General features: G+C 40.3%; 15 protein-coding genes. 2 read left to right on the top strand and 13 right to left on the bottom strand.

Annotation, left to right across the window (positions count from 1 at the left end; genetic code table 11):
• The first annotated feature begins 78 nt into the window (after positions 1-78).
• Entirely contained in the window at positions 79-633 is a 555-nt protein-coding gene (locus tag ADM33_RS01390; RefSeq protein ID WP_049502855.1) for a GNAT family N-acetyltransferase, read from the top strand.
• A 201-nt stretch (positions 634-834) separates the two neighbouring features.
• Here ADM33_RS01390 and ADM33_RS01385 read toward each other — a convergent pair whose 3' ends face one another.
• From ADM33_RS01385 to ADM33_RS01355, 7 genes are all read right to left on the bottom strand, one after another.
• Positions 835-1029 carry a PspC domain-containing protein gene (locus ADM33_RS01385; protein WP_049502854.1) on the bottom strand — a complete coding sequence of 65 codons (195 nt, stop codon included), beginning with the start codon at positions 1027-1029 and terminating at the stop codon, positions 835-837.
• A gap of 283 nt (positions 1030-1312) precedes the next feature.
• Positions 1313-2467: a recombinase RecA gene (recA, locus tag ADM33_RS01380; RefSeq protein WP_049502853.1), complete on the bottom strand. Its 1155-nt coding sequence runs from the start codon at positions 2465-2467 to the stop codon at positions 1313-1315.
• Positions 2468-2508: 41 nt separating this feature from the next.
• The gene (locus tag ADM33_RS01375; protein ID WP_049502852.1) at positions 2509-3777 is read right to left on the bottom strand and encodes a competence/damage-inducible protein A; all 1269 of its coding nucleotides are present in this window, start codon (positions 3775-3777) and stop codon (positions 2509-2511) included.
• A 79-nt stretch (positions 3778-3856) separates the two neighbouring features.
• Positions 3857-4894 (bottom strand): biofilm formation/cell division transcriptional regulator BrpA, encoded by a 1038-nt coding sequence (gene brpA / locus ADM33_RS01370; protein ID WP_049502894.1) that lies wholly within the window; start codon positions 4892-4894, stop codon positions 3857-3859.
• 4 nt (positions 4895-4898) lie between these two features.
• A complete protein-coding gene (locus ADM33_RS01365; RefSeq protein WP_049502851.1) occupies positions 4899-5420 on the bottom strand; it encodes a GNAT family N-acetyltransferase in 522 nt (173 codons plus the stop codon).
• On the bottom strand, positions 5410-5853 hold the full coding sequence (tsaE, locus tag ADM33_RS01360) for a tRNA (adenosine(37)-N6)-threonylcarbamoyltransferase complex ATPase subunit type 1 TsaE (protein WP_049502893.1): 444 nt from the start codon (positions 5851-5853) through the stop codon (positions 5410-5412). The genes ADM33_RS01365 and tsaE overlap by 11 nt, the downstream gene beginning before the upstream one ends.
• 86 nt (positions 5854-5939) lie before the next feature.
• A complete protein-coding gene (locus tag ADM33_RS01355; protein ID WP_049502850.1) occupies positions 5940-7361 on the bottom strand; it encodes an NCS2 family permease in 1422 nt (473 codons plus the stop codon).
• 196 nt (positions 7362-7557) lie between these two features.
• Here ADM33_RS01355 and ADM33_RS01350 point away from each other — a divergent pair, with 196 nt between their 5' ends.
• Positions 7558-8370, top strand: coding sequence for a Cof-type HAD-IIB family hydrolase (locus tag ADM33_RS01350; RefSeq protein ID WP_049502849.1), 813 nt, complete (start codon positions 7558-7560; stop codon positions 8368-8370).
• A gap of 127 nt (positions 8371-8497) precedes the next feature.
• Here the strand turns inward: ADM33_RS01350 and ADM33_RS01345 are convergent, their stop codons facing one another.
• The 6 genes from ADM33_RS01345 to ADM33_RS01320 form a co-directional block, all read right to left on the bottom strand.
• Entirely contained in the window at positions 8498-8935 is a 438-nt protein-coding gene (locus ADM33_RS01345; RefSeq protein ID WP_049502848.1) for an SP_0198 family lipoprotein, read from the bottom strand.
• 95 nt (positions 8936-9030) lie between these two features.
• A complete protein-coding gene (locus ADM33_RS01340) occupies positions 9031-10272 on the bottom strand; it encodes a bifunctional folylpolyglutamate synthase/dihydrofolate synthase (protein WP_049502847.1) in 1242 nt (413 codons plus the stop codon).
• 570 nt (positions 10273-10842) lie between these two features.
• Positions 10843-11148 (bottom strand): DUF1292 domain-containing protein, encoded by a 306-nt coding sequence (locus tag ADM33_RS01335; protein ID WP_000017624.1) that lies wholly within the window; start codon positions 11146-11148, stop codon positions 10843-10845.
• Between the two features lie 15 nt (positions 11149-11163).
• A complete protein-coding gene (ruvX, locus tag ADM33_RS01330; RefSeq protein ID WP_049502846.1) occupies positions 11164-11583 on the bottom strand; it encodes a Holliday junction resolvase RuvX in 420 nt (139 codons plus the stop codon).
• A gap of 3 nt (positions 11584-11586) precedes the next feature.
• Positions 11587-11853 (bottom strand): IreB family regulatory phosphoprotein, encoded by a 267-nt coding sequence (locus ADM33_RS01325; protein WP_000507060.1) that lies wholly within the window; start codon positions 11851-11853, stop codon positions 11587-11589.
• 96 nt (positions 11854-11949) lie between these two features.
• Positions 11950-12522 (bottom strand): SP0191 family lipoprotein, encoded by a 573-nt coding sequence (locus tag ADM33_RS01320; protein ID WP_000737513.1) that lies wholly within the window; start codon positions 12520-12522, stop codon positions 11950-11952.
• Positions 12523-12607: the final 85 nt, after the last annotated feature.

The following is a 12607-nucleotide window of genomic DNA, read 5'->3' as shown; positions in this document are numbered from 1 at the left end:
AACAAGGGAGCTTGGATAAGAAAGCGTTGCCTAGATACAAACAATCTGGTATAATCGTGACAGAAAAGGAGGCTATGTATGAGCTTAACCAGCCAGTTAATTACAGATGTATTCCCAGACCTTGAGAAAGTTGACCAATTAAACAAGGAAGCCTTTCCTGAAGAAGAACGGGTCCCTTTGGAAGAATTTTTAAGTTACCAGGATAGAGATGATGCTCACTTTTTCGCTTTCTATAACGAGGAAGAATTTGTCGGCTTCGCTTTTGCCATTTCCAACCAAAAAGCTTTCTACATTAGCTTCTTTGCCATTATGCCCCATCTCCGTAGTCATGGCTACGGGAGAGAAATCATTGAAAAACTCATTGATTTTTACCAACGTACCATGATTCTTGAAGTGGAGCGTTTGGACGAAGATTGTGATAACCTCGAACAACGAAAAGCTCGCATGGACTTCTACCTACAAAATGGTTTTAAAACTGCCAACGCTCTTTTAGAATACGAGGGTATGAGCTTTGAAATTCTCTATCGCGGTGACCATTTTGATGAAGAAGCCTATCGGAATATCTTTCAAAAATTGCAAGAAGAGAATTACTTCGACTTTCGCATCGAATACCGACGTTTTAGTGAACACTAATCTAGATTGCAACCTTGAATCTCCATTAAAGATTTGTAATTTTCTCTATAACCGATATGCAATCACCTGTTGCAGGTGATTTTTTATTTTTCCCAAAGAAGATGAAAATTTGGAAAAAACTATCCCTAGCTCATAATAAATAAGGCTGAAACAATTTTGTCTCAGCCTTATCATGATTTATATTATAAAGATGCACTAAGTTTACGCTTCTGTTCCAGCCTCTGGCATGATGAGCCAAAGAATGAGGTAAGCAAGAATTCCTGATCCACCTAGCAATGTGAAGAGAATCCAAATAGCACGAACCAATGTTTGGTCCATATCTAAGTAGTCAGCAAGACCTGCACAAACACCAGCAATTTTTTTATCTTGAACATTACGAACTAAACGTTTTTCCATAATAATCTCCTTATACTAATTTTTCTTTTAATTTATTTTATCATCAAATCAAATCTTTTTCAATAGTCTTTCTACTTTTTATCCGAAGATGCTAGTTTTAGCAATTCTTAAGCTCTCATTGTTTCAGTTCTTTATACTGAAAATCAAATTCAAACCACGTCAGCTTCGCCTTGTCGTACTCAAGTACAGCCTGCGGATCGCTTCCTAGTTTGCTCTTTGATTTTCATTGAGTATTAGCCCACGATAACAGAAAAAGTGGGGATTCCTCCACCACTTTTACTTTCTAATCTTCAATTTCGATTTCAAGATCATCGCCAAGGTCAAGAGTCACTTCTTGATTAGCTACTTCTGATTCCACAGGTGCAACTTTTTCATCGGCCACTGCATCATCTTCAATCAAGCCAAACTTGACACGAACTTGGTGGTCAATTTCATCAAAGATTTCTGGGTGATCCGCCAAGTATTTCTTAGCATTTTCAGAACCTTGTCCGATTTTTTCGTCTTTATAAGAGTACCATGCTCCTGCTTTCTTGATGATGTCAAGATCACTTGCAATCTTCAAAAGCTCACCAGTTCTTGAAATCCCTTCACCATACATGATTTCAACAAAGGCTTCTTTAAATGGTGGAGCCACCTTGTTTTTAACAACCTTAATCTTGGTTTCCTTACCTACGCTCGTATCTTTTTGGTCACCAGTTCCCTTGATTTGTGTGCTTCCACGAACATCCAAACGGACAGAAGCGTAAAATTTAAGGGCACGTCCACCAGGAGTTGTTTCTGGATTACCAAACATAACCCCTACTTTTTCACGCAATTGGTTGATGAAGATAGCAATTGTCTTTGTCTTGTTAATAGAAGCCCCGAGTTTACGCATAGCCTGGCTCATCATACGAGCTTGAAGACCAACGTGGCTATCTCCGATATCCCCATCGATTTCCGCACGAGGCACAAGAGCTGCAACTGAGTCGATAACAACAAGGTCAACCGCACCTGAGTCAATCAATTTCCCAGCAATTTCAAGACCTTGCTCCCCTGAGTCTGGTTGTGACAAGAGCAATTCATCGATATTAACTCCAAGCGCTGCTGCATAGGCTGGATCAAGAGCGTGCTCTGCATCGATAAAGGCAGCAATTCCGCCTTCTTTTTGGGCTTGCGCTACCGCATGAAGGGCTACTGTTGTCTTACCTGATGACTCTGGTCCGTAGATTTCAATGATACGTCCCTTTGGATAACCACCTGATCCAAGAGCAATATCCAGAGCCAAAGATCCTGAACTCATCACTTGGACTTTTTGCTCTGCACGTTCACCCAAGCGCATGATTGATCCCTTACCGAAGTCTTTTTCAATCAATTTAAGGGCATCGTTTAGGGCTTTTTCACGATCAGCACCAAATTTTTTGCCAATTTCGTCTAATTTTTTTGTTGGTTTTTTCGCCATTTTGTTCTCCTATATTCTAATAGTCCTAAGACCTTCTTCTATTATAACAAATCTCCAGCACTTAATAAAGCTTTGCGAACTAGGTTAAAGGCATGTAGGACTGCAATTTCTCGCACATCTCCACGACTTCTACCTGCGATATTGGCCTGGATAACTTCTGTACCCGAAGCTTGTGCCAAAGCGATAAAGACTGTACCTGCTGGATGTCCTTCTAGGCTGTCTGGTCCAGCCACTCCTGTCAAACTAATTCCAAAATCTGACTGGGTTTTGATGCGCGCCTGTTCAGCCATTTTTTCAGCAGTAAAAGCCGATACAACTCCATATTTTTCCAATTCAGCCTGTGGAATATCAAGCATTTTTGCTTTTTCTTCAAGGCTATAAGTCACAAAACCACCTTTAAAAATAGCAGATACACCTGAAAAATCTGCCAAAGTAGCTTGAAAAAGACCTGCAGTCAAGCTTTCTGCTGCAGTGATGGTTTTCTTTTGCTTTTTCAACTCTTCTAGCACCAGGCTAGCCAAGCTGGTTTCTTCCCCATAGCCATAGCAAACTTCTCGAAGTGAAACACCCTCAAAGGTTTCTCTTTCAAGGATTTTTTGTTCTAGAGCATCTAGAACACGATCCGCTTCTTCTTGACTCTTAGCCTTGGTCGATAAGCGAAGGGTCACTTCCCCAGTTTTAGCATAAGGTGCCAAGGTTGGATCTGTCTGCTGGTCAATTAAATCTGATAGAATGGTCACTAACTGACTCTCACCAATCCCAAAGAAACGCAACACACGTGAATAGAGTTTAGAGCCCGTTGTCAATCTCGGAAGCAGCTCATTTAAGACCATAGGTTTCAATTCACTTGGAGGTCCTGGTAGAACGACGTATGTTACCCCAGCCACTTCAATCATGCCACCTACTGCTAGCCCTGTTTCGTTTGGTAATGGAGTTGAACCTTGAACAATTTGAGCCTGGCGTTCATTATTTGGAGTTCGAGCATAGTCTGGTCGGTGAGCAAAAAAGTCATCCAGCTTAGCCTGAGCCTGAGGGTCAAAAGTCAAGTCACGTCCCAAAAATTGGGCTAAAGTTTGCTTAGTCAAATCATCTTCCGTTGGCCCCAAGCCACCTGTTAAAATAACTAGACTACTGCGATTCTGAGCAATTTCTAACAAGGATAAGAGACGAGCCTCGTTATCTCCTACAGCCGTCTGAAAATAGACATCTACACCGATTTCAGCCAACTTTTCAGACAAGAATTGCGCATTGGTATTGACAATCTGACCTGTCAAAATCTCTGTTCCCACAGCTATAATTTCTGCTTTCATTTTTTCCTCCTACTTACCTATTCGGATTTCTTTGAAAAAATCGCAGGATAATTCCTACGATTTGATGAATAGTTTCCTATTATTCTAATTCTTCTACTGCAACACTAGTAGATTGAGGCAACTGACCCTGACCATAAAGATTCTCATACAAGACTACATTAGTCTCCAAATTCGTAACCTCTGGTTGCCCGAGCGAACGGCGTAAAAGATTTTGCATCTCTAACATATGCTCAGATGTCACGATTTGGTAAGATGTCCCTTGAAGCATTGCATCTTCTCCACGCAATTGTTGAGACTCAATATTTTTAAATGAATCTTGATAACCCATCAACTGAGGAATCGTTGTCGTTGTAATTTCGATATTTGTCTGCATATTATCGCTAAGAGCCTTCAGAATCTCTTGATAGTGACTCACACTATTCAAACTAAGAATCTTCTCGACAACTTTTTGAATCACTTCACGCTGACGTTTTTGACGACCATAGTCTCCTTCTGGATCCTGATAACGCATACGTGAATAAACAAGGGCTTCTTCACCATTTAGCTTCTGTTCGCCAACACCGATAGAAATCGTGTTAAATGGTTCCTGATCTTGGATAGAGATTGGGAAACCTAGAGTGTTGTTCACTGTAATACCACCCACAGCATCAACCATTCTTTGAAGTCCATGCATATTGACCATCACATAGCGGTCGATATGGATATTCATCATTTTTTGAATCGTTGAAATAGACAACTCTGCTCCACCATTGGCATAGGCGGCATTGAGTTTAGCCTCTATTACACTACCATCTGGCTGCTGGATTTGTGTGAGAATATCTCGCTCTAAACTCATCATGACTGTCTTCTTAGTTTTAGGATTCACTGTGACCAAGATCATTGAATCACTATTACCAGCCCATGGATCTGTACGTTCAACATTCCCTGTGTCCACGCCCATAAGCAAAATCGTCAGAGGTTCGGTCGCTTCAATGACCTTGGTTTCTTCACCGATTTTTTTATAGGTTTTAGCCAAAGTCTGTGTACTCTGTTGGTAGATCGTATAGGCATAAGCTCCCACACCAAGTACTGTCACAAGAACAAAGCCTAAAAACATTCCGATTATCTTTTTTGCCATACTTTTATTCATCTATCAGTTGACCCATCAGGTAAACATCTAGAAACTCTCCTCCTTCTATACAAGCGCCACGTTCCTGTAATCCTTCTATGATAAAGCCCATTTTTTCATACAGATGCACCGCAGCAAGATTTCTTTTTTGAACTGTCAATTGTAGACGTCGAATACTATCACTTGATTTGGCCCATTCAATAGCTTCTTCCATCAGGACACTACCGAGACCATTTCCCCAGTAAGCTTTTTTTATTCCTAAAAAGACATCTCCAATATGACGGACTCGTGGACGTTGATCAGCTGTTATATTGATGATTCCTACTAACTCATCATTCAAAAAAGCGAGTAGGGTAATTTGATTATCCGACTGGGCCTGCTTGTCCAAAAAATGTTGCATCTCAGACTCAGTCATTGCAATTCCATTTTCATCCAGACTGGTAAAATTAGACTCTTGACCAATCTGATCCAAGAGAGCAATGACTTCTGAAGCATCCTGGGTTTCCGCTTCACGGATTAAAAGATCATACTCCATCCGTCAATCCTTTCAAAAGTTCTGTTGCCCTTTGACCATGAGCATGAAAGACCATTTCTCGCCCCTCATCTTTTTTTAGGATTTCTAACTCCAGATAATCTGAAGGGAGATCCTCACCCAATAGATGTCCCCACTCAATAACCGTTACACCTGAACCAAAAAGAAATTCATCCAAGTCGATAGAATCTGCATCCCCTTCGATACGATAAACATCTAAGTGATACAGAGGTAGACGTCCTTCATATTCTCGAACAATGGTATAAGTAGGACTCTTAATCATTTGATGAATGCCTAATCCTTTAGCTAGACCTTTTGTTAGTGTTGTTTTCCCAGCACCTAACTCACCAGTCAAAATCAACACATCATTTTTTTCTAACAAGTGCCCTAGCTTTTCCCCAAGTGCAATCAACTCATCTTCATTTTTTGTGTACATGTACTTATTATACCAAAAAGTTTTATTTTGTGATATTTCCATCAACAAAAAAAGGGGAGACTCCCCTCTTTTTTTAGTTTTTGTCATTAGTTAAGAGCCATACTAATGTAGTTCAAGATAAACAAGGCATCCAAAATCCAAATCATGACATGCACATCTTTCACTTGACCTTTGACAACCTTCGTCAAAGTATAAGTTAAGAAACCAACGGCAATCCCTTGTGTAATTGAGTAGCTGAATCCCATAAAGATAGATGTGAAGAAAGCTGGAACAGCTTCAGCCATATCATCCCAAGGAATGTTTTTCAAGTTAGAGAGCATCATAATTCCAACGATAATCAAAATTGGTGCAGTTGCAGCTGTTGGAACGATTGCTAGAAGCGGGCTAAAGAAGCTTGATAGAGCAAAACAGATAGCAACAACTAAGGCTGTCAATCCAGTACGTCCACCAGCACCGATACCCGCTGCAGACTCAATATAAGTTGTAACGTTTGAAGTACCTGCAATGGCACCTACTGAAGTTGCAACCAAGTCAGAGTAAAGAGCCTTATCCAATTTAACTGATTCGTGGTTTTCACCACTTGTCGCAATGATACCAACTTTTTCACCAGTACCGATAAGAGTACCGATAGTATCAAAAATATCTGTCAATGAGAAGGCAAGAATGGCCATCAAGGTTTCTGGCAAACGAGAGGTGTTTGAAATCAAAGATCCCAATCCTTCTGAACCAAGAGCAGCACCAAACAAAGTTCCTAGGTCGTTAACTGCTGATGAAAGATTGTTGCTTGCAAAGTCAATGCTAGACAAATCAACAAGACCAACAGCAATCGCAAGAACTGTCGTTGTCAAAATAGAAAGGATGATACCGCCTTTGATTCCCTTAACAACGAAGAAGATAGTAATGGCAAGACCTGCAAGAGCTACCAAGACAGCTGGAGTGTTGAAGTCTACCAATCCTGGAACAGCTGCTGAGTTTGCAGTAAGTGCTGCTTGAGCCTTATCTGCTCCTTCACCTGCTACTGTATAAGTACCCGGGTCAATCGAGAATTTCAAGAGACCAGCATTCTTAATTCCAACATAAGCAAGGAAAACCCCAATACCAGCTGAAATCGCTGAACGAAGTGTTGTAGGAATAGACTCAATAATCATTTTACGAACATTGGTCAATGTAATAATCAATGAAATAATCCCACAGATGAAGACCATTCCAAGGGCTTCTTGCCATTTATAACCCATCCCAAATACGACGGTAAATGTGAAGAAGGCATTTAGTCCCATACCTGGAGCTTGCGCATATGGCAAGTTAGCATAGAAGGCCATCATCAAAGTTCCCACAACAGAACCAATAATTGTCGCCAAGAATACACCCTGAACAGGCATTCCTGTTTGTGAAAGCATTTGAGGGTTTACAAAGAGAATGTAACTCATTGCAAAGAAAGTTGTTAAACCAGCAAGAACCTCTGTACGGACATCTGTCCCGTGCTCTTTTAGTTTAAATAGTTTGTCCATTTTTAATCTCCTTTGTCATTTTACGAACAATACTACCATTATATCACCAATCATTCATCTTTTCAAGATGTTTTTTCTAATTTTAAAAATTCTTATGAGATATTATTGTCTCTATTTTCGCTTATTATCAGCTTTTCTAGTCACTTTCTGATATAATAGAAAACATCTTATCTGAAACTAGATTCGGGAGGATTTTATGACTAAAAAAATGATTGCCGTCGATTTGGACGGAACCTTGCTCAACTCTGAAAGCAAACTTTCTGATTTTACTATTGAAACGATTAAGAAAATTTCTAAAAAAGGCCACCAAGTTGTTATCGCAACTGGTCGCCCTTACCGTATGGCCAAAGATTTTTATGACCAACTTGAACTTGAAACCCCTATGATCAACTTCAACGGTTCACTCACTCATCTGCCAGGTAAGACTTGGAAACATGAAAAGTGTCTGACTGTGGACAAAAAATACCTCTTGGATATCGTGAAACGAAAAGAGGATATTGAGGCAGACTTTATCGCAGGTGAATACCGTAAAAAGTTTTACATTACAGCCCCGGACAAAAAAATTGCCAACCCTAAATTATTTGGTGTTGAAAACTTTCGCCCTGAAAATCAATTTCAGTCTGATTTAGTGACCAAGGGGCCTAACTGTATTTTATTACAAACTAGGGCAGACGATAAATATGCACTGGCTGAAGAGATGAACAGCTTTTACAAGCACCAACTCAATATTAATACTTGGGGTGGCCCCTTAAATATCCTTGAATGCACTCCCAAAGGAGTTCACAAGGCCTTTGCCCTTGAATATCTTCTCAATGTCATGAACATAGACAAACAGAATTTAATTGCCTTTGGTGACGAACACAATGACCAAGAAATGCTTTCTTTTGCAGGTAAAGGATATGCCATGAAAAATGCAAATCCTGCTCTGTTACCTTTCGCAGACGAGCAATTACCATTGACCAACGAAGAAGATGGCGTCGCTCAGTTTTTACAAGAACGATTTCTTTAATTTCACTCATTCTATACTTTTGTGGTAGATATTAGCTACCTTAAAAGTATGGAATTTTTTTGAGCTCAAAGTCAATGAAAAAAGGATTTGAATCCGTCTTTTACAGATCCAAATCCTTACAGAATATCTATTTTTTTAAGACAATACGATCAGAAACGCCGCGGCCCATGTCATCGATAATAATCTGGTTCTCTTCTGCCACATAAATCTTGACATCATCACCGATGATGACTTTCTGATTTTCTGGTTCGAAGGTCACCTTCTTAACCTCTTGATCTCCGTCCGCTTCAACTTCTGTCCACGTTCCGGTATTTCCAGTGACTACAAGAGTAATGCTATCACCCTCGTCTTGGCCCTTGTAGGTCCCATCTATATTAGTAGTTGTGTCAGTCTTTGTACTAGTAGTAGAACTAGAAGCACTGGTTTCTGATACTTGACTAGTGCTCGCTTCAGAGCTAGTGCTTGCTTGGGATGAAGGTGTCGACTTAGTTGTTGACGAACAAGCAACTAAAAGACTAAGACTTGCTACAGTAGCAAGAGAAAGTGTAAATTTTTTTAGTGACATAATGTCTCCTTTCTTTCAGGAGCTAAAGGCAGAAAAACTGCAGAACTATTCTACTTATACTATATCAAATAAAGGAAACAAGGTCAATCAAGCAACTATGTTTTTATAAGGTAGGCACGAACTTCAGATATAAAATAGAGGGAACCTGTAACAAACAGTAAGTCTCTCTCCCCTGCAGACTTTTCAAAATCATCTATAAAGTCTCGATAGGAAGCAACTCTATGATAGTCACTCAAATCTTTCTCCTCCAAAGATCCCTGATAGTCAAAACTCGTCACATAGAGAGCTGTATCAGGCAAATGATCTGTCAGATAACCAAGCATGCCACTGTAATCTTTACGCTTTAAAGCTCCAAAAAGGATTTGAGGGTGATAACCTTGCTGAATTTTTTCCTGGATAAATTCAACTAACCGCTCCAAGGCTGGTAGATTATGGGCTCCATCTAGATAAATGTGCTCCGTAACAGCTTCTAGCCTCCCAGCCCAGCTGGTTGTTTTTAGAGCACACCGGACAGCTTTCTCATTGACCTTTTCACCTCTCTCTGTCATAAACAACAGAAATGCCTGCAAAGCAAGGGTGGCATTTTCCTCTTGATAAGCTCCTTCCAATCCTAGTTTTAATTGGGTCAAATCCGCTAGAGAAGAAGAAGAAAAATTTCCTGATTTGAAAGAAAAATCTCGGTCAGCTTGGTAGAGAGCTACATCTAAATCTTCTGCTATCTTTTGACAAACGAGCAGGGCTTCAGGAGCTAAGTTTGCAATCACTGCTACTCTTTCTGGCTTAAAAATTCCTGCTTTCTGTTCAGCGATTTCTTCCAGACTATTGCCCAAGGTCTCCTGGTGATCTAGGCCGATTGATGTAATAACTGCAATCTCTCCAGTCACCACATTAGTCGTGTCAAGTAAGCCACCAATTCCAACTTCTAATAGAACTAGATCCACCCCTTGTTCTTTAAAATAAAGCAAAGCAATCACGGTTAACAACTCAAAAAAAGACAATTGATCATGTGTCTCTAGCAGTCTTTGCTCCATTTCCTTAACTTGATTTGCCAAACGGATAAAGTCTACGTCCGATATGGGTTGACCATTGATACAAATCCGATCATGGATGCTAACAATGTGGGGTGAAGTAAAGGTCCCCACCTTCTTACCATGAGAAAGAAAGAGTTCTCTCATAAAGGCAATGGTTGACCCCTTGCCATTAGTTCCTGTAACATGGATAATAGGATAGGCTTGCTCAGGGTTCCCCAGCAAATCTACCGCTCTCTGCATCCGCCCCAAACCTGATCTAAAATTTAAACCGATTCGACTATGAAGCCATTTTTCTACTTCAAACACGCTTAATCTCCTTAATCCTTAACAAAAAAGCGAAGAGAATCTTCGCTTTTCACTGAATTAGCTAGTACTTAGCTATATTTTATTTCAATACGGGCTAAAAACGTCCACTGGACGTTCCAACTCTCTCCAGTTTCTGGGAGTTGGGGTAAAAACGTTCCCCGAACTCGCCAGCTCTCTCTTATTTCAAGGAACTGGGCTGATACAGTCTCCCAGACTTACTTACGGTCTTTACTTTTAGCGTAAGGCTAAAAACGTTCCCCCCGACTTACCAACTCTCTCCAGCTTCTAGGAGTTGGGCTAAAAACGTCCCCCAAACTCGCCAGCTCTCTCTTATTTTAAGGAACTGGGCTAAAAACATCCACTGGACGTTCCTGCTTTTTCTTATTTCTAGAAGCAGGGCTAAAAACATCCCCCGGACCGACTTGCGATCTTCATTTCTATCGCAAGGGTAAAAACGTTCCCCGGTCTCACCAGTTCTCTCTTATTTCAAGGAACTGGGCTGATACAGTCTCCCAGACTACCTGCATTTCCAATTTCTAGCGCAGGGCTAAAAACATCCACTGGATGTTTTTACTCCTCCATAAAGCTGTTGAAGACTTCTTCAATCATGTTCCATTCATCTTCTGAATCTTCAGGGATTGGTTGCAATTCGCCTTCTGTTCCATCTTCGTTTTCGATGAATGAGTATGCTTGGATTTCAACTTCGCCGTTTTCATCTTCTTCTGCATTAACTGGTACAAGAAGGACATAGTTTTTACCAAATTCTTCTTTTCCGTCAATAGTCAAAAGGATTTCAAATAAAGTTTCGTTTCCTTGCTCATCTACAAGTGTAATAAGTTCACGTTCTTCGTGATCGTGGTTGTGATCGTGTGACATAGTTTCTCCTCTGTCTTAAAATTTTCTATCTAAATAATTTTGCAAAATTAATTGAGCAGCTAGTTTATCAATAACTTTTTTACGCTTATTGCGACTAATATCTGCTTGCTCAATCAACATACGCTCTGCAGCGACCGTAGTTAGGCGTTCATCTTGATACTCTACTGGTAGACCAAAGAGTTCTTCTAGTTTAGCTCCATAGGCTTGACTGGCTTCCACGCGCGGTCCGCTGGTATTGTTCATGTTTTTAGGCAAACCAACAACAAAACGGTCTACCTTATAGGTTTCAACGAGTTCCTTGAGGCGTTCAAAACCAAACTGACCTTGATCTTCATTGATTTGGATGATTTCAAGCCCTTGTGCCGTAAAACCTAACGGATCGCTAATCGCTACTCCTACCGTTTTGGAACCAACGTCCAATCCCATAATTCTCATAGATTATAGATCGACTCCTTGTCCTTTAAGGTAGTAGCGAACCAGTTCTTCAACGATTTCATCTCGCTCATACTTACGGATTTGATTTCGTGCATTGTTATAACGAGGAACGTAAGCTGGGTCTCCACTGAGAACATAGCCCACGATCTGGTTAATAGGGTTATAGCCCTTTTCATTCAAAGAAGCATAGACATCTGTCAATGTTTCACTGATTTCTTTTTTATTGGAATCGTCCAATTTAAAACGTACGGTTTCTTCAGTAAATCCCATTCTAACACCCTCTTTCCTTAGAATAGTACTATTATAGCACATTCGCGGTCGTTCTACAAATCACACAGTCTGATTCTGCTGATTTTCTCTGACTTTTTACTGGACTGTTGCCCCATTTGCAACACGATTAGCAATATAGTCCTCTGGTTCGTTTTTCAATAGATTTTCCAGTCCAACATTCTTCAAGTATTCGTTTTCACTTGCTTTTTTGAGATCCAGTGTTTGGAAATCATAGCTAGTCTTGGTTTCCATTTCTTTCTCATTTAAAAGAGTCGTTTCAATGGTAAATCCTGAAATTTTTCGAGCCGCTTGAACAGACTCATCCTTGTCCTCAGCTTCTTTAAGAGCTTTTTTAGCTTCATCTAATCCTCGCTCAGAAATATAATTTTTTAAATCTTCTGATACAGGACGCTTTTGCTGAATGGTCAAGCTTAAAAATTGATTGCCTTTGTAGGTAATGATTTGAGTTTGCTGTGCTCCACTCTCATCAGCTGGCAAAACCAAGGTCTTGGTAACAACTGTATTCTTGGTTGCATTTTCTAATACGGGCAAGGTAGACTGTAGAGCTTCTTGAGAACTCTCAGTAGTTGAAGCTGCTGTTTCTTTTTTCTGACCACATCCAACGAGCAAAAATAGTGCTGCGAATGTTCCAATGACTAACTTTTTCATAAATCCTCACATGTTATCCAATTTGTACTCAATGAAAATCAAAGAGCAAACTAGGAAGCTAGCCGCAGGCTGTACTTGAGTACGG

The organism is Streptococcus oralis, from assembly GCF_001075875.1.
GTDB classification, from domain to species: domain Bacteria; phylum Bacillota; class Bacilli; order Lactobacillales; family Streptococcaceae; genus Streptococcus; species Streptococcus oralis_I.
Note: the sequence above shows the minus strand (reverse complement) of the source record. Positions and strands in the feature narration are given on the sequence as shown.